Genomic DNA, 15,871 nt, shown 5'->3' on the forward strand with positions numbered 1-15,871 from the left:
GCCGAAGCTGGACGAAAGCCGACCTAGACTTTGCGCCCGAGCACGGAACGGGTCATGATTTGCCTCACACAGGTCCCATAAGTAAGTAATTACCCCTTGTGTACGGCGCGCAACGCTGGGGGACGAGCAAGGGAGGGTTCCGTGGCGAACGACGGTTCGACCACCAGCGGGCGCCCCTGGGTGGATCTGCCCAGGGAACTGGCGGATCACATGCGGCCCCACCTCGACGAGGTGGCGGACGACATGATCCAGGAGATCCAGACGCGTGTCAGGGAGTACGACCGTCCAGGGGACGGCTCCTACTCGGGGACACTGCGGCTCGCCGTCGAGCGCGTGCTCCACTACTTCGTGGACCGGGTGGCCGACCCCGCGCACGACCCCGCCCCGGTGACCGACTTCTTCCGCGCCATCGGCCGCGGCGAGGCCGGCGAGGGGCGCAGCCTCGACGCCATGCAGACCGCGATGCGGGTCGGCGGCATGGTGGCGTGGCGGCGGATGACCGAGGGCGCCGAGCTGCTCCAGGTGTCGCCGCGCACCCTCGGCGCCGTCGGCGAGGTCCTGATGGAGTTCCAGGACGAGCTGGCGCACGCCGCCGCCGAGGGGTTCTCCCAGGCCAAGGCCGCCGTCGCGGGCGAGATGCAGCGCCGCCGCAAGCGCCTGCTGGACCTGCTGTTCGCCGACCCGCCCGCCGCGCAGGAGGCCATCGCCGACCTCGCCGCCGCCGCGCACTGGCCCGTCCCCAGGACGGTCGCCGCGGTCGCGCTCGGCCGCCACCAGGACACCCGGCAGCCCGCGTTCCCGCCGGACGTCCTCGCCGACCTCACCCGGCGGACCCCCAGCCTGATCATCCCCGACCCGGACGGCCCCGGCCGCGCCAAGCTCGTCGACCGCGCCCTCGCCGGGACGCTCGCCGTCGTCGGCCCGACCGTCCCGCTGATGGAGGCGGCGCGGTCGATCCAGTGGGCGCGCAAGACGCTGCACCTCGTCCAGCGCGGGGTGATCGAGGCGGAGAGCGGCGTGATCCGCAGCGTGGAGCACATGTCCACGCTGATCCTGTTCCAGGACGAGGGGCTCATCACCTCGCTTGCCGACCTGCGCCTCGCCCCGCTCGCCCACCTGCGGCCGAGCCAGCAGGACCGGCTCGCCGAGACGCTGCTGGCCTGGCTCCAGTCGGGCCGCAACGCCAACGAGGTCGCGATGCGGCTGCACGTCCACCCGCAGACCGTCCGGTACCGCCTGCGGCAGCTGGAGGAGCTGTTCGGCGACCAGCTGCTCGACCCGGACCTGCGCTTCGACCTGGAGATCGTGCTGCGCGCCCGCGCGCTGCTGGCCGACAACGCGGGCGAGCGGATCATCCCGCCGGCCCGCGAGGCGGTCGGCGACTCCGGCGAGGTCGTCAGCTTCCGGCGCACCTGAGCGGGGCGCCCGCCCGGCCGGACGGCGCACCGGCCGGCCGGGGGGCGGGCGGCGCGCGGCCGGTCAGTTCCGCTGGGACCGGCGGAGCCGCTCGGCGGTGGCGACGCGTTCGGCGAGCCGGGTCTGCGCGTCGCAGAGCAGCCACAGCTCGCCCTCGTCCAAGGCGACGATCTGCTTCAGGCAGCCGTTGACGAGTTGGTAGTCCGACAGCTGGGTGATCCGGGTGGCCCGCAGGCCCTTGTCCGAGCGCTCGCTGTGCCACCCGGGCATGCACATGATCACCGACATTGCGCGGGGCTCCCTAGGTCGGCCTATGGTAGGTCTACCATAGGACTACCAAGCATCGCCCACAACGCGTTCAGCGGAACCCCAAAAGGGTGCCCGGACGGGTGGGATCTGTACGGTGTGAGGTCAATGCACTGACCCGAAGCAGGATCTGGTATGCCGCGACCCCCCACGAAGGCACAGGCGATCACCAACGCCCTCGCCGCCCGCATCGTCGAGGGTGAGCTGGATCCGGGGGCCTGGCTGCCGTCCGAGCGGCGGCTGGCGAGCGAGTTCGGCGCCGACCGGTCGACCGTCCGGCGGGCGCTGCGGATGCTGGCGGAGGCCGGCCTCGTCAGGCTCAGGCACGGCGCGGGCGCGCAGGTCCGGGCGGCGCCGAAGGTGCGGCGCGCGGCGGCCGACATCACCCGGCAGGTCGGCGCGTGGCGCGGCTTCCACGTGTCGGCGCGGCAGGACGGGCGCCGCCCGTTCACCCGGACGACCGTGTCCGAGGTCGAGGCCGGCGAGCGGCTCGCGCCCCGCCTCGGCGTCCCCGCCGGGACGCGGGTGCTGGAGCGGGCGCGCGTCCAGGGCGTGGAGGGGGAGCCGCCCGTCCAGACGGCGACGACCTGGGTGATCCCGGAGATCGTGGAGAAGATCCCGGTCCTGCGGGAGGTCGACACCGGCCCCGGGGGCATCTACTCCCGGCTGGAGGAGGCCGGCCACCGGATCACGTTCGAGGAGTCGGTGACCTGCCGCCTCCCGCGCGCGGACGAGCAGGAGACGCTGCGGATCGGGCCGGAGCAGCCCGTCCTCACCCTGTGGCGCCGCGCCTACGACCAGGAGGACCGCGTCGTCGAGGTCACCCACCGGGTGGTCGTCGGCGACCGGCACGAACTCGTCTACCGCTACGGGTCGGGAGCGTGACATGAGCCGTGACATGAGCGGGGAGCCGGCCGTCCGCCAGGTCGGCACGCGGATCGTCTACGAGAACCCGTGGATGGTCGTCCGGGAGGACGAGGTCGAGCGGCTGGACGGCTCGCGCGGCATCTACGGCGTCGTCGAAAAACCCGACTTCGTGCTGGTCATCCCGGTGGAGGACGGCGGGTTCCACCTCGTCGAGGAGTACCGGTACCCGATCGGGAAGCGCACGTGGAGCTTCCCGCAGGGGTCGCTCCCCGGCCGCCGGAACGCCGACCCGGAGCGGCTGGCCCGCCTCGAACTCGCCCAGGAGACGGGCCTGCGCGCCGGGACGCTGAAGCACCTCGGCCACCTGAACTGCTCGCACGGGACGAGCGGCCAGGGCTTCGACGTCTTCGTCGCGTCCGACCTGACGGCCGGGGAGCCCGACCGGGAGCCCGAGGAGCAGGACATGCGGCACGAGTGGTTCACCCGGGACGGGTTCAAGGCGCTCATCCGGGAGGGCCGCATCACCGACGACTCGACCCTCGCCGCCTACGCCCTCCTCGTCATGGACGATACGGGCTGAAGCAGTCGGCCGACTCGTCGACGGGACGCCGATCGAGGATGTCCCGGGCCCTGGCCCGCGACAGGTTGGCGCTCATCGCCGGTTCGTTCTCGGCGAGCTCGAACGCGATCTCGCGCAGCGCGCACGACCGGCTCGGCTCCGGCAGCCCGTCCAGCGCGGGCACCGCGTCCGCGGACAGCTCCCGCAGGTACGGGACGTCGATCTTGCCGGTCGCCGCGTAGCGGGCGACGTTGTGCTCGGCGATGGACCGGTCCGGGTTGAACACCGCGAGGACGATCAACGCGACCGCGCCGCTCGCGGCGACCGTGCGCGGCAGCCACGGGACGCGTCCCTTCACGACCCCGGCGGCGGCCACGAGCACCACGACGAAGCCGAGCCACAGTTCGAACGCGTGCACCCACAGGCGCAGCCTCGTCCAGCCGAAGGTCTCCTCGTACAGGTAGAGGCGCCGCAGCGCGACGGCGACGACCACGAGCGTCAGCGCGCACAGCAGGCCCAGCAGGGCGCGGACGGTCCCGCGGTGGCCGGCCGGCGCGTACCGCTTGGCGACGGCGACGACCACCAGGACCAGCACGGTCACGACGACGAGCTGGAAGAACCCCTGCCGCGCGTACTCGGCGTACGTCAGCCCGGTCGAGCGCAGCAGCTCGTTCTTGTCGTCCGCGAGGAACACTCCGGCCTGGATCGCGCAGAACACGAGGAACAGCAGGTCGAGCGCCGCGATCGGCACCGCCCACGACCAGCGTCCGGCGGGCTTGGCGGGCTCGGGGCTCAGCATGCGCAGCGGCGGCGGCGCCTGCCCGAGGTACGCGCCGGCGGACGCCAGCAGCAGCGTCGCGGCGCCCGTGAACCCGTACACGACGACCGAGACCGCCGACACCTCGGGGACGAGCCCGGCGGCGAGGCTGCCGAACGCGGCGTCCGCCCCGACGAACAGCGCGCCGAACACCGCGAGCAGCCCGCCCGCGATCAGTCCCGTCCGGATGACCGGCCACGTGTTGCCCTTCCCGGACGTCACCGCCCCGAACGCGCCGCGTCCCGCCCACGGCAGCATGGCGCCGGCCGCGGGCAGGACGGCGAGCCCGCCGAACATGACCTCCGGCCACGACCGTCCGCCGGACGCCGCGTACGAGCCGATGGCGACGGCGAGGAGCAGCGCGGGGACGACGACCCACTCCGCCTCCCGCACCGCCGCGGTCGCGGTCAGGCCCACGGTGAGCAGCCCGAACACGATCGCCGTCCGGTTGACCCGCGCCGTCCGCGCCTTCCGCGCCTTGCCGGGGGGCCGCACGAGCCGTCCGGCCGACCACGCCGACGCGGCCGCCACGTACGCGACGGCGGCGGCGGCGATGACGACGCCGACCCCGAGCAGCCCCTCCCTGAGCTGCGGCCCGACCGCGACCGCGCCGATCACCCCGGCGATCACGGCCCCCGCCACGAGCGACGGCGCCATCGGCCGCGCGGGCCGCCGCCACGCCCGGAACGCCTTCTCGATCTTGGTCGGCTCGTGGACGTACGGCGGCAGCGCGGCATACCCCGGCTGCGCGCCGTACGGCACCGCCCCCTGCGGCGGATACCCCACCGGCCGCACCCCAGCGACCGCCGGAGGCCGGCCGACCGCCGGAGCCCCACCGGCTGGCGGAGCCCCGCTGGGCGCCGCGAACCCCCCGCCCGGAGGCGGCACCTGCGCGGCGACGCCAGGGGGACCGCCGGGCGGCACGACTCCGCCGAGCGGCGGCGTCTGCGCGGCGCGGCCCCCCGACACACCCGCGTTCTCCTTGCCGGGTTCTGAGGGGACTTCGGGAGGTTCGGTCCGGTTCTCGGGGGTCGTCGGCGGAACACCGGCCGGTTCGGACGGCTGGGCCGGGCCCTCGGGCGGGTCGGTCGTCATGCGGGTTCTCCGATGTTCGGGGGGATCATGACGCGGATGCGGCAGCCGCTCGGGGTGTCCAGGACGGTGATGTCGCCGCCGTGCAGGTCGGTGGCCCAGCTCGCGATCGCGAGGCCGAGCCCGGTGCCGCCGCCGGGCGTCCCGGGTCCGGGCACCGAGCCGCGGGAGAAGCGCTCGAAGACGCGGGCGCGCTCCTCGGCGGGAATGCCGGGTCCCTCGTCGGCCACTTCGATGACCAGTCCGCCCGGCGGGTTCGCGGGACGCGCGGTGACGGTGACGGGACGCCCGTCCGGGCCGTGCCGGGCGGCGTTGTCGAGCAGGTTCGCGACGATCTGGTGCAGCCGGTCGCGGTCGGCGACGGCGTGCAGGCCGGGCGCGACGTCGACCTCGAACACGGCCTCCGGGCGACCGGCGCGCGCCTCGGCGGTGACGCCGTCCACGAACTCCGCGACGTCGATGTCCGCGAGGTCGAGGACCGCGGCTCCGGCCTCGACGCGGGACAGGTCGAGGAGCTGGGTGACGAGCCGCCCGAGCCGCTCGGTCTGGTCGAGCGCCGTCTCCAGGACGTCCGGCGTCGCGGGCGTGACGCCGTCCGCGACGTTCTCCAGGACGGCCCGCAGGGCGCTGATCGGCGTGCGCAGCTCGTGCGACACGTTCGCGACGAACTCGCGGCGCTGCCGCTCCACCTCGGCGAGGTCGGCGGCCATCCGGTTGAACGCCTGCGCGAGTTCGCCGACCTCGTCCCGCGACGTGGCCCGCACCCGGCGGCTGTAGTCGCCGCGCGCCATCGCCCGCGCCGCCGCCGTCATCTCCCGCAGCGGCGCGGTCATCCCGTGCGCGAGGAGCTGTATCACGACCAGCGAGATCAGCACGCCGACCGGCATCGTCTGCCGCGCCCGGAACCCCATCGGATATCCCCACAGGACGATCAGGACGGCGACGCACGCGGTCACGACGACCACCACGCCGAACTTCACCTTGATCGACCGGAGCGGGTCCAGCGGCCGGGGCAGCCGCGCCCACAGCCTGTGGACGACGGCGGTCACGACGCGGCCTCCAGGCTGTAGCCGACGCCGTGGACCGTGCGTATCAGCCCCTGCCCGAGTTTCCTCCGCAGCGCCTTCACGTGGCTGTCCACGACGCGGGTGCCGGACGCGTCCGCCCAGTCCCACACCTGCTCCAGCAGGACGGCGCGGGTCAGCACCGTCCCCCGGTTGCGCAGCAGGCACGCGAGCAGGTCGAACTCGGTGGGCGTCAGGTGGACCTCGCGGCCGTCCCGGCGCACCCGCCGGGCCCGCTGGTCGACCTCCAGCTCCCCGACCCGCACGGCCTCGTCCGCCGCGGCGCCCATGGCGGGCCGCTCGACCCGCCGCAGCACCGCCCGGATCCGCGCGACCAGCTCCCGCATGCTGAACGGCTTGGTCACGTAGTCGTCGGCGCCGACCCCGAGCCCCACGAGCAGGTCGGTCTCGTCGTCCCGCGCCGTCAGCATCAGCACCGGCACGGGGCGCTCCGCCTGGACGCGGCGGCACACCTCCAGGCCGTCGAAGCCGGGCAGCATCACGTCCAGCACGATGAGGTGCGGCTCGTAGGCACGCGCGCGCTCGACGGCCGAGGGCCCGTCCCCGGCCACCTCGACCCCGAACCCTTCGGCGGCCAGCCGATCCGCCACGGCGCGCGCGATCGTCGGCTCGTCCTCGACCACCAGAACCCGAGTCCCGTTCCCAGTCACGCCCCAGACTCTAAGAGCCCGGTATGCACACCCCGAGCACGAAATGTGCAGGACTCGTGAAGATCCCCACCCGGGGACTACAACCCGACGGGCCAGGTGTGGACGGGGACGTTCTCGCGGGTGCGTTCGGCGTAGGAGCGGGTCATCATGCGGAGGGCGTCGTGGCGGGGGACGCCGTAGGACTCCTCTATGGCGTCGACGGTGGCGATCTGCCAGGCGGCGCCGGTCTGGCCGGTGACGCAGCGGCGTTCGATGATGCCGAGGAGGCGGTCGCGGCGGACCGGGTCGACGCCCCACCGGTTGAGGCCCTCGTGGGCGAGGGGGAGCAGTTTGCGGAGGATGAGCTCGGCGGCGGGGACTTCGCCCATGCCGGGCCAGTAGAGGGTGGAGTCGAGGCCCTCGCGGGCGGCGCGGTGGAGGTTCTCTTCGGCGGTGGCGAAGGACATGCGGGTCCAGATGGGGCGGTCGGCCTCGGCGAGCATCCGGACGACGCCGTAGTAGAAGGCGCCGTTGGCGACGACGTCGGCGACGGTCGGCCCGGCGGGCAGGACGCGGTTCTCGACGCGGAGGTGGGGGCGGCCTTTGACGACGGCGTAGATGGGGCGGTTCCAGCGGTAGATGGTCCCGTTGTGGAGAGTGAGTTCGCCGAGTTCGGGGATGCCGCCGTCGTCCAGGACGTCGCGGGGCTCCTCGTCGTCGCAGAGCGGCAGCAGGGACGGGAAGTAGCGGGTGTTCTCCTCGAACAGGTCGAAGACGGACGTGATCCAGCGTTCGCCGAACCAGACGCGGGGCCGGACGCCCTGCGTCTTCAGCTCGTCGGGGCGGGTGTCGGTGGCCTGCTCGAACAGCGTGATCCGGGTTTCGTGCCAGAGCCGGTGCCCGAACAGGTAGGGGGAGTTGGCGCCCATCGCGACCTGCGCCCCGGCGATGGCCTGGGCGGCGTTCCAGTAGGCGCCGAACTGGTCGGGGCTGACCTGGAGGTGGAACTGGACGCTGGTGCAGGCGGCCTCGGGGATGATCGTGTCGGCGTGCATGTGCAGTGGTTCGTGCCCGTCGATGTCGATGCGCATCTCCTCGCCGCGCGCGGCGAAGATCTGGTCGTTGAGCATCTTGTAGCGGGCGTTGGCGGAGAGGGTCTCCTCGCCGATGTCGGCGCGGCGCAGTGTCGGCAGGATGCCGATCATGACGAGCCCGCCGCCGACCTCGTGGGCGCGTCCGTCGGCGTGCTGGAGGTGGTCGCGGACCTCGGCCTCCAGTTCGCCGGTGCCCTCCCCGCCGAGTTCGCGGGGCGGGATGTTGATCTCCAGGTTGAACTGGCCGAGCTCCGTCGCCCAGGCCGGGTCGGCGATCGCCTTGAGGACGTCCGCGTTGCGCATCAGCGGATCGCCGATCGTGTCGATCAGGTTGAGCTCGATCTCCAGCCCGATGTGGGGGCGTTCGAAGTCGAACTGGGATTCGCCCAGCATGCGGGCCAGCACGTCGAGGCACCTGCGCACTTTGTCGCGGTACCGCCGCCGGTCCTCGCCGCTGATGGTGACCGAAGCCACGTCCCTGCCCATGTGTCCGTCCCTGTGCTTCGGAGGAACCGTCATAAAACGGGATGTCCCGGTGAGCGAGGGTGAAAACCCGGCATCCGTTTTCTGACTCTTGGTTGGTGATCGACGGATAACGTGTGCCCGGGAGGGAGCATGCACATGCGCCCCCGGTCCATCCGGGCCAGGGACACGCTCGCCGCCGCGGTGATCGCCGGGCTGGTCTTCGCGGTCACGGCCACCGGCGTCGACTTCGCCGTGCGCGGCCAGATCAAGGCTGATCTCCTCCGGCAGACCCAGGTGGACGCCCGCCGGGTGAGCGGCGGCGTCCGCGACGGCTCGCTGGAGGGCCCGATCCCGGACGACGGCAGGGGCCGCGTCCTCATCCAGGTCGTCGAGCCCGGCGGGCGCGTGACGAACGCGACACCGGGCGCGGCGGGCCGGCGGCCGGTGAGCAGACTCTGGCCGTCGAGCAACCTGCGCGTCCGCGACTACACCGAGTGCCGCGGCGTGTGGCCCGGCCGCGAGTGCTACGTCATCGAGGCGATCAGGGTCAGCACCGCGCGCGACTCCGTCGTCGTGTACGCGTCGGCGCCGCTGCCGCCCTACCTCACGAACGGGCTGCTGGAGGCGATGCTCGCCGCCGGCGTCCTGCTGCTGGCCGGGGGCGTCGCGTGGATCACCTGGCGGGTCGTCGGCCGCACCCTCGGCCCGGTCGAGGCGATCCGCGCGCAACTCGCCGAGATCAGCGCGACGGACCTGAGCCGCCGCGTCCCGCAGCCGTCCGGCGAGGACGAGATCGCGCAGCTCGCCCGCACCGCGAACGCGACGCTCGACCGGCTGGAGGGCGCGGTCGGACGGCAGCGGCAGTTCGCCTCCGACGCGTCCCACGAGCTGCGCACGCCGATCGCCGGGCTGCGCGCCAACCTCGAGGACGCCGCGATGCATCCCGACGACACGGACCTGCGGGAGGTCGTCCGGTCGGCGCTGCGCGACACCGACCGGCTGGAGTCGATCGTCACCGACCTGCTGCTGCTGGCCCGCATCGGCACGGGCGGGACATCGATGCAGGAGCCGATCGACCTGGCCGCGCTGGCCGGCGCGGAGGTCCGCCGCCGCGCGTTCACGCTGCGGGTCGTCACGGAGCTGCCCGCGGGGGTGACGGTGCGGGGGGTGCGCATGCAGCTCGTCCGGCTGCTCGGCAACCTGCTGGACAACGCCGAGCGCTACGCCGGCTCGTCCATCGAGATCGAGGTGGCGCGGGAGGACGGGCAGGCGCTGCTCGCCGTCACCGACGACGGCGCGGGCGTCGCGCCCGCCGACCGGGAGCGCGTCTTCGAGCGCTTCACCCGCCTCGACACGGCGCGCAGCCGCGGCGCCGGCGGCACCGGCCTCGGCCTCGCGATCGCCCGCGAGATCGCGCGGGCGCACGGCGGGACGCTCCGGATCGAGGACCATCCGGCCGGCGCCCGCTTCGCGCTGCGGCTGCCGCTCGTCCCGCCCCCCGGACGCGCGAAGGGCCGTCCGAGACCGGACGGCCCTTCGTGACGGGGAACTAACTCCCCGGGGAGGCTCAGGCGCGGACGGCCTGGATCTCCAGCTGGATGTCGACCTTGTCGCTGAGCAGGGCCTTCTCGCCCTTCAGCGGGACGTTGAACTCGATGCCCCAGTCCTTGCGGTTGATCGAGACCTCGGCGGAGAACCCGGCGCGCGTCCCGCCCCAGGGGTCCTCGGCGACGCCGTTGAACTCGACGGACAGGGTGACCGGACGGGTCACGTCCTTGATCGTCAGGTCGCCGTCCAGGAAGTACTCGCCGCCCTCGGCGCGCACGCCGGTGGTCGCGAAGGTCATGGTCGGGTGCTTCTCGACGTCCAGGACGTCGGAGGTGCGCACGTGGGCGTCCCGGTCGGCGTTGCGGGTGTCGATCGAGGCCATCTTGATCTCGGCGACGGCGGTCGACTCCGCCAGCTCGTCGGCGATCCGCACGGCCCCGGTGAAGTCGGTGAACGTGCCGCGCACCTTGGTCATCAGGTGCCGGATCACGAAGGTGACCTCGGAGTGCCCGGGGTCGATGTTCCAGGTCCCGGCGGTCAGCTCGGGGGCGACGGCGGCGATGCTCATGGTGGCTCCTGCGAGGTAGATGTTGAAACTTCAACGACTTGTCGAAGGTTAGTTGAGGGTTCAAACAGTTGTCAATCCCGGATTGTTCCAGGCGCCGCGCGGTGGTCCGCGAGCAGGGGGGATCGACGGTCCGCGACTCGGTCCCTACGGCGTGCAACCCCCGCACCGCCTCATGCGTAATCAGCGGGCACAGAGGCGAGCCGGAGTCTCTCCGGCGGGATCACTTGGAGTCTTCGTGAGCGATGCACCACCGCGCGCCGCCCTGCCGGCGGCCGGGGCCGCGGCGCCCGTCCTGCTGGCGGCGGCCCTGCTCGTGACCGGATGCGGCGGAGCGGGCGAGCCCGCCCCCGCGCACGCGTCCCCGGCCGGGGACGCGAGCGAGCTGCCGCAGGCGACCACCTACACGACCCTCGACGACCTGCCGCGGGACGCCTCGGCCCCCGCGGCGGGCAACGGGACGGTGGTCCACCCCGAGGCCGCGACCCCGGTCTCCGCCAAGCCCGGCGCGCCCGCCGTCGCCGAACTGCCGAGCACGCAGCTGAAGGGCCCCACCTGGGTGCCCGTCATCGAGGCCCGGCCCGGCTGGCGGCGCGTGCTGCTGCCGAGCCGTCCCAACGGCGTGACCGGCTGGATCCCCGACACCGGCCTCAAGGCCGCGCGCAGCGCCCATGTCGTCAAGGTCGACCTCGGCGACCGCACGATGGCGCTCTACGACGCGGGCCGCAAGGTCGGCGCCTGGAGCGTGGCCGTCGGCGCGCCGAAGACGCCCACCCCCACCGGGCGGACGTTCCTGCTCGCCTCGCTCGCCCCCGCGAAACCGACGTACAGCCCACTGATCCTGCCGGTCGGCGCGCACTCCGCCACTCTCGACACCTTCGGCGGAGGGCCCGGCACGGTCGCGTTCCACGGCTGGCCGTCCACGGACGTCTTCGGCAAGGCCGTCACGCACGGCTGCGTCCGCGTCCCGGCGGACGCGCTGAAGCGGCTCGCCGCGGTGCCGCTCGGCACCCCCGTCCTGATCGACGGCTGACCGAGACCTCCGGCCGCCCGGCCGGTCCCGCTCACCCCCGACCACGATCATGAAACCGCAAGGAGAAACCGTGCGTTTGCAGACACTCACCAAGGTCGCGGCCGTCGCCGGCGTGCTCGCCCTGCCCTTCGGCCCGGCCCCCGCCGCGTCCGCCGCCGGCGGCGGCACCGGCTCGGCCACCGCGATCTCCGCGACGGGCCCGGTGGCCATCCCGGCGACACCGGCGGTGCTGTCGTCCGGGCAGCGGCCGACCCGCGAGAGCGTCGCCGAACTGCCCGCGAACCCGCTCGTCGAGGCGAGGCTGCTGAACGCCGCCGCCTGGTCCGGGCACGGCCGCGCGTCCGTCGCCGACCTGAGGGCGCCCCGCCTCGGGCTCGCCGCGCACGCCGTCACGGCCAAGTGCGAGAACGGCAACGGCGTCTCCCACCTGACCAGGGCCACGCTCAACGGCCGGACGCTGAGGCTGGGCGCGTCGCCCGGCACCGCGATCAACGCCGACCTGCCGGGCCTCGGCACCGCGACGATCACGCTGAACAAGCACGTCAAGGACAAGGACGGCCGCCTCACGGTCACCGCCATCGAGGTGGTCGCGAAGCTGGCCGGCAAGACCCAGACGCTCAGCATCGCATCCGTCACCTGCGGCAAGGCGGGCACGCCCGGCGGCCCCGGCAACCCCGGCAAGCCGGGCGGATCGCCGGCGGAGCCCCCGGCGCCCGCCCCCTCGGCGCCGTCGAACCCGGCCCCGGCCCCCACCCCGGTGACCGGCGACCTCCCCGTCACGGGCTGACGTCCTGACTCCGGGAAGGGCGCCGGTCACCGGGGTGGGGACCCGGCGCCCTTCCCCTGCCACGTCGGCGTCCGCATGTGGCCACCGCGTCCAAGACCTGCGGCCTCCCGCCCCCCGCCCTAGAATCCCGTTCAATGCCGGTGAGCGAGAGGGGCCGCCTGATGGACGGGCAGGGCACGGCTTCCGCGGCGGGCCGTCCGGACGAGGACGCGCTCAAGCCGCACATCCCGCACTCCGCGCGGGTCTGGAACTACCTGCTGGGCGGCAAGGACCATTTCGAGGCCGACCGGCGGGCCGCCGAGCACTCCATCAGCCTGAAACCCGACATGGTGGAGCAGGCCCGCGCCGACCGGGCGTTCCTCGGGCGCGCCGTCCGGTACCTGGCGGGCGACCAGGGCGTCCGCCAGTTCCTCGACATCGGCACCGGGCTGCCCACGGCAGAGAACACGCACCAGGTCGCGCAGCGCGTCGCCCCCGAGTGCCGGATCGTGTACGTCGACCACGACCCGCTCGTGCTGGCCCACGCCCGCGCCCTGCTGACCAGCAGCCCCGAAGGGGAATGCCACTACATCGACGCCGACCTGCGCGACCCGGACAAGATCCTCGCGGACGCCGGACGGCTGCTCGACCTCACCCGTCCGGTCGCCGTCATGCTCGTCGGCATCCTGCACCACGTCGAGGGCCCGGACGCGTCCCACGCGATCGTGCGCCGCCTCATGTCGGACATGCCGTCCGGCAGCCGCCTGGTCGTCAACCACCCGACCAGCGTCGTCCACGGCGAGCGGTCGGAGAACAGCGCGCGGGGATGGAACGAGTCCGGCGGCAGGCCCACCGTGACCCTCCGCACCCCTGACGAGATCGCCGCCTACTTCGACGGCCTCGTCATAGAGGAGCCGGGCGTCGTCTCATGCTCCCGCTGGCGCCCGACCCCCGACCTCAGCGAGCCCGAGGTAGACGCCTTCTGCGCCGTCGCCCGCAAACCGTAGAGGGCCCCGCTCGCCCCTTCTGTGCCCGCCGCCCCGCTTCCCGGCTTGTATTTACACAGCTACTCTTGTAAAAAAGGGAAGAATAGATCGTCGGGAGGCGGACATGTCCCATGGGGTCGAGGTCGTGCTCGCGTGCGTCCTCGTGCTCGCCGCGGCCGTGTGGGTCGGCGGGTACGTGGCGATCGGCCTGGTCGCCCGGGTCACCGTCCAGACGCTCGGCCCCGCCGACCGCGTCGCGTTCTTCCGCGCCCTGGGCCGGCGGTACCTGATCGTGGGGACCTCCGCGCTGGTGCTGGCCCTGGGCAGCGGCGCGGCCCTGGTCGCCGGCCGCCCCTGGGACGGCACGCTCACCGCGACCGCCCTGCTGGCCGCCGCACTGGTCGCCGCCCTGGCGTTCGGCGTCGTCCAGGCGCGCCGGATGACCCGCCTCCGCCGCGACGCCCTGGCCCGGCCCGATGACGCGCCCCTGGCGGCCCGCGTACGGCACGGAGCGCGCGACGCCGGCCTGCTGCGCGCCGCGATCGGCCTCCTCAGCCTCGCCCTCGTCGTCCTCGGAACAATCCTCGCCGCCTGACCACCGGGCCGGACGACTGCTCATACCAGGAAGGCCGCCAATACCAGGCCGACCAGGATCAGCCCCATGCCGGTCCCGACGAGCGCGCCGTGCACCATTCCGAGGGAATACCGGTCGGACCCGCGTCGGTGCCGCGGGTGGCCGTTCATGTGAACCTCACCCGAAACCAGACCTTGACGTCGTCCTTCGGCAGCATCGTGATGCCCCACTGGTCGCTGAACAGGGACACCAGGTCCAGCCCGCGACCGCCTTCGGCATCCGGCGCGGCGTCCTGCTTCCGCGGTCGCGACCCGCCCGGCCGCCCGTCGTTGTGGACGGCGACCTCCGCCCAGCCGCCGTCCAATATGCAGGTCACCCGGACGTGCGGTCCCGTCCCGTAGAGGACCGCGTTCGTGAGGATCTCCGAAAGCGCCTGGAGAGCGTCGTCCACCTTGGGTCGCCCCTCGCCGAACGCCCGTTCCAGGACGTCCCGCAGCCAGCGCCGCCCGACCGGGACGCTCTCCACCTCGGCCGCCAGCCGAATGCGCGAGCGGATCGGCCGGTGGCCGTCAGGCGGCGGTCTGCGACCTCAGCGGGTGGGCGCTGCCCTCAAGGAGGACCTGGGCGACGAGAGCCGGGTCGTCCGCCATCGGGACGTGGCCGCAGCCCTCCAGCCACACGAAGCGGGCGTCCGGCAGTTGGCGCTGGGCGCGGATGGCCTGGCTGCGGAGCAGCAGGCGGTCCTTGGTGCCCCACGCGATCGTGACCGGGACGTCGGTGCAGGAGCCGCGGAAGCGGGCGGTGCGGCCGGCGCGGAGGGTCGGCTCGAACCCGGGCGCGTCGCGCATGGCGCGGGCGTCGCCCGCGAGGACCTCCAGGTCCATCAGGTCGGGACGGCCGTAGATCATGCCGAACATCGCGGTGCGGCGGCGCGGGGAGCGCGCCAGGCGGGTCAGGACGGTGTCGGGCACCCGGGCGCCGAGCCGGGACGCGCGCAGCACGGACGCGGCGTAGCGCAGTTCCGCGGCGTTGAAGAACCCGGCGGGGGACAGCCCGGTCGCCGAGCTGGCGAGGCCGCGGTCGGCGGCTTCGAGGGCGAACAGGCCGCCGAGCGAGTTGCCCGCGATGTGCGGCCGGTCCAGGCCGAGTTCGGCGAAGGACTCGGCGAGCAGCGCGACGACGGTGTCGAGCGAGTACGGGGTGCCGTCCGGGAGCGGCGGGGAGTCGCCGAAACCGGGCAGGTCGACGGCGATGACGTCGCGTTCCGCGGCGAGCACGTCCATGACGGGGGTCCAGCCCTGCCGCCGGTGGCCGATCCCGTGCAGCAGGACGAGGGGCGGCCCTTCGCCGCGGCGTTCGAAGACGATGTCCACGGCCGAAGGGTAGGCCGGAAGTTACTCATCGGTCACTAGTGACGCTCGTCACTGCGCGCACTCGGCCGGGCGGCGGTGCTCCAGGGCGGCCCTCAGCTGCGCGCGGCCCCGGTGGATGCGGGAGCGGACGGTGCCGAGCTTGACGCCCAGGGACGCGGCGATCTCCTCGTACGACAGGCCCTCGATGTCGCACAGGACGACGGCGGCGCGGTACTCGGGGGCGAGGGCGTCCAGCGCCTTCTGGATGTCGGCGTCGAGGTGCCGGTCGTCGTAGGCCTGCGCGGGCGTCGGTTCGCGGCCCCGCAGGCGCTCGGCCGCGTCGTCGCCGAGCGAGTCGAACCGGATGCGCTGCTTGCGGCGGGCGCGGTCGAGGAACAGGTTGGTCGTGATCCGGTGCAGCCAGCCCTCGAACGTGCCGGGGCTGTAGGACGACAGCGACCGGAATACCCGGATGAAGACGTCCTGGGTCAGGTCCTCGGCGTCGTGCCGGTTGCCGGTCAAGCGGTACGCCAGCCGGAACACCCGGGTCGAGTGCTCGCTGACGATCTCCTCCCACGTCGGCGGGGTCCACGCCATCGCGCCTGCGCTCACCACTACCCCCGTCTGATACTGAATCGTTACGGCCAAGCATGCCGGTACCCAGATAAGAGCCGTGTAAGGACCTCGTGCGTGGCCGGATGAGGCGATGTGGGATGT

Annotated in this window: 17 protein-coding genes; 8 read left to right on the plus strand and 9 right to left on the minus strand. The window is 73.4% G+C overall.

Annotated features, from left to right (window positions below; all coding sequences use genetic code 11):
- Positions 1 to 141 precede the first annotated feature (141 nt).
- Positions 142 to 1,416, plus strand: coding sequence for a helix-turn-helix domain-containing protein (locus ACA511_RS03805; protein ID WP_375022617.1), 1,275 nt, complete (start codon positions 142 to 144; stop codon positions 1,414 to 1,416).
- Between the two features lie 63 nt (positions 1,417 to 1,479).
- On the opposite strand, the gene ACA511_RS03810 is transcribed toward ACA511_RS03805, so the two are convergent.
- A complete protein-coding gene (locus ACA511_RS03810) occupies positions 1,480 to 1,704 on the minus strand; it encodes a hypothetical protein (RefSeq protein ID WP_375022618.1) in 225 nt (74 codons plus the stop codon).
- A gap of 153 nt (positions 1,705 to 1,857) precedes the next feature.
- Here ACA511_RS03810 and ACA511_RS03815 point away from each other — a divergent pair, with 153 nt between their 5' ends.
- Together ACA511_RS03815 and ACA511_RS03820 are read left to right on the plus strand one after the other, a co-directional pair.
- On the plus strand, positions 1,858 to 2,607 hold the full coding sequence (locus ACA511_RS03815; protein WP_375022619.1) for a GntR family transcriptional regulator: 750 nt from the start codon (positions 1,858 to 1,860) through the stop codon (positions 2,605 to 2,607).
- Position 2,608: 1 nt separating this feature from the next.
- The gene (locus ACA511_RS03820) at positions 2,609 to 3,169 is read left to right on the plus strand and encodes an NUDIX domain-containing protein (protein WP_375022620.1); all 561 of its coding nucleotides are present in this window, start codon (positions 2,609 to 2,611) and stop codon (positions 3,167 to 3,169) included.
- On the opposite strand, the gene ACA511_RS03825 is transcribed toward ACA511_RS03820, so the two are convergent.
- The 4 genes from ACA511_RS03825 to ACA511_RS03840 form a co-directional block, all read right to left on the minus strand.
- Entirely contained in the window at positions 3,150 to 4,751 is a 1,602-nt protein-coding gene (locus ACA511_RS03825; protein ID WP_375022621.1) for a DUF4153 domain-containing protein, read from the minus strand. The genes ACA511_RS03820 and ACA511_RS03825 overlap by 20 nt on opposite strands.
- A gap of 305 nt (positions 4,752 to 5,056) precedes the next feature.
- Complete coding sequence (locus ACA511_RS03830; protein WP_375022622.1) at positions 5,057 to 6,106, minus strand: ATP-binding protein; 1,050 nt, start codon at positions 6,104 to 6,106, stop codon at positions 5,057 to 5,059.
- Complete coding sequence (locus ACA511_RS03835; RefSeq protein ID WP_375022623.1) at positions 6,103 to 6,792, minus strand: response regulator transcription factor; 690 nt, start codon at positions 6,790 to 6,792, stop codon at positions 6,103 to 6,105. Before ACA511_RS03835 ends, ACA511_RS03830 begins: the two co-directional genes overlap by 4 nt.
- Before the next feature lie 77 nt (positions 6,793 to 6,869).
- Positions 6,870 to 8,351, minus strand: coding sequence for a glutamate--cysteine ligase (locus ACA511_RS03840; protein ID WP_375022624.1), 1,482 nt, complete (start codon positions 8,349 to 8,351; stop codon positions 6,870 to 6,872).
- A 129-nt stretch (positions 8,352 to 8,480) separates the two neighbouring features.
- Here ACA511_RS03840 and ACA511_RS03845 point away from each other — a divergent pair, with 129 nt between their 5' ends.
- A complete protein-coding gene (locus ACA511_RS03845) occupies positions 8,481 to 9,872 on the plus strand; it encodes a sensor histidine kinase (protein ID WP_375022625.1) in 1,392 nt (463 codons plus the stop codon).
- A 25-nt stretch (positions 9,873 to 9,897) separates the two neighbouring features.
- Here the strand turns inward: ACA511_RS03845 and ACA511_RS03850 are convergent, their stop codons facing one another.
- Positions 9,898 to 10,446: a YceI family protein gene (locus ACA511_RS03850; RefSeq protein ID WP_375022626.1), complete on the minus strand. Its 549-nt coding sequence runs from the start codon at positions 10,444 to 10,446 to the stop codon at positions 9,898 to 9,900.
- Positions 10,447 to 10,681: 235 nt separating this feature from the next.
- On the opposite strand from ACA511_RS03850, the gene ACA511_RS03855 reads away from it, so the two are divergent.
- The 4 genes from ACA511_RS03855 (at position 10,682) to ACA511_RS03870 (ending at position 13,823) form a co-directional block, all read left to right on the plus strand.
- Positions 10,682 to 11,476: a L,D-transpeptidase gene (locus tag ACA511_RS03855; RefSeq protein ID WP_375022627.1), complete on the plus strand. Its 795-nt coding sequence runs from the start codon at positions 10,682 to 10,684 to the stop codon at positions 11,474 to 11,476.
- A gap of 70 nt (positions 11,477 to 11,546) precedes the next feature.
- Entirely contained in the window at positions 11,547 to 12,263 is a 717-nt protein-coding gene (locus ACA511_RS03860) for a hypothetical protein (RefSeq protein WP_375022628.1), read from the plus strand.
- A 140-nt stretch (positions 12,264 to 12,403) separates the two neighbouring features.
- Positions 12,404 to 13,249 carry an SAM-dependent methyltransferase gene (locus tag ACA511_RS03865; RefSeq protein WP_375022629.1) on the plus strand — a complete coding sequence of 282 codons (846 nt, stop codon included), beginning with the start codon at positions 12,404 to 12,406 and terminating at the stop codon, positions 13,247 to 13,249.
- A 103-nt stretch (positions 13,250 to 13,352) separates the two neighbouring features.
- Complete coding sequence (locus tag ACA511_RS03870) at positions 13,353 to 13,823, plus strand: hypothetical protein (protein WP_375022630.1); 471 nt, start codon at positions 13,353 to 13,355, stop codon at positions 13,821 to 13,823.
- A 145-nt stretch (positions 13,824 to 13,968) separates the two neighbouring features.
- Here ACA511_RS03870 and ACA511_RS03875 read toward each other — a convergent pair whose 3' ends face one another.
- Genes ACA511_RS03875 through sigE form a run of 3 tightly spaced genes read right to left on the minus strand, consistent with a single transcriptional unit; the run spans position 13,969 to position 15,751 of the window.
- A complete protein-coding gene (locus ACA511_RS03875; RefSeq protein ID WP_375022631.1) occupies positions 13,969 to 14,328 on the minus strand; it encodes an ATP-binding protein in 360 nt (119 codons plus the stop codon).
- Positions 14,329 to 14,371: 43 nt separating this feature from the next.
- On the minus strand, positions 14,372 to 15,175 hold the full coding sequence (locus tag ACA511_RS03880) for an alpha/beta fold hydrolase (protein WP_375022632.1): 804 nt from the start codon (positions 15,173 to 15,175) through the stop codon (positions 14,372 to 14,374).
- A 48-nt stretch (positions 15,176 to 15,223) separates the two neighbouring features.
- Positions 15,224 to 15,751 carry an RNA polymerase sigma factor SigE gene (sigE, locus tag ACA511_RS03885; RefSeq protein ID WP_375024675.1) on the minus strand — a complete coding sequence of 176 codons (528 nt, stop codon included), beginning with the start codon at positions 15,749 to 15,751 and terminating at the stop codon, positions 15,224 to 15,226.
- Between the last annotated feature and the right edge of the window lie 120 nt (positions 15,752 to 15,871).

Source organism: Actinomadura sp. GTD37, from assembly GCF_041951365.1.
Classification (GTDB): Bacteria; Actinomycetota; Actinomycetes; order Streptosporangiales; family Streptosporangiaceae; genus Spirillospora.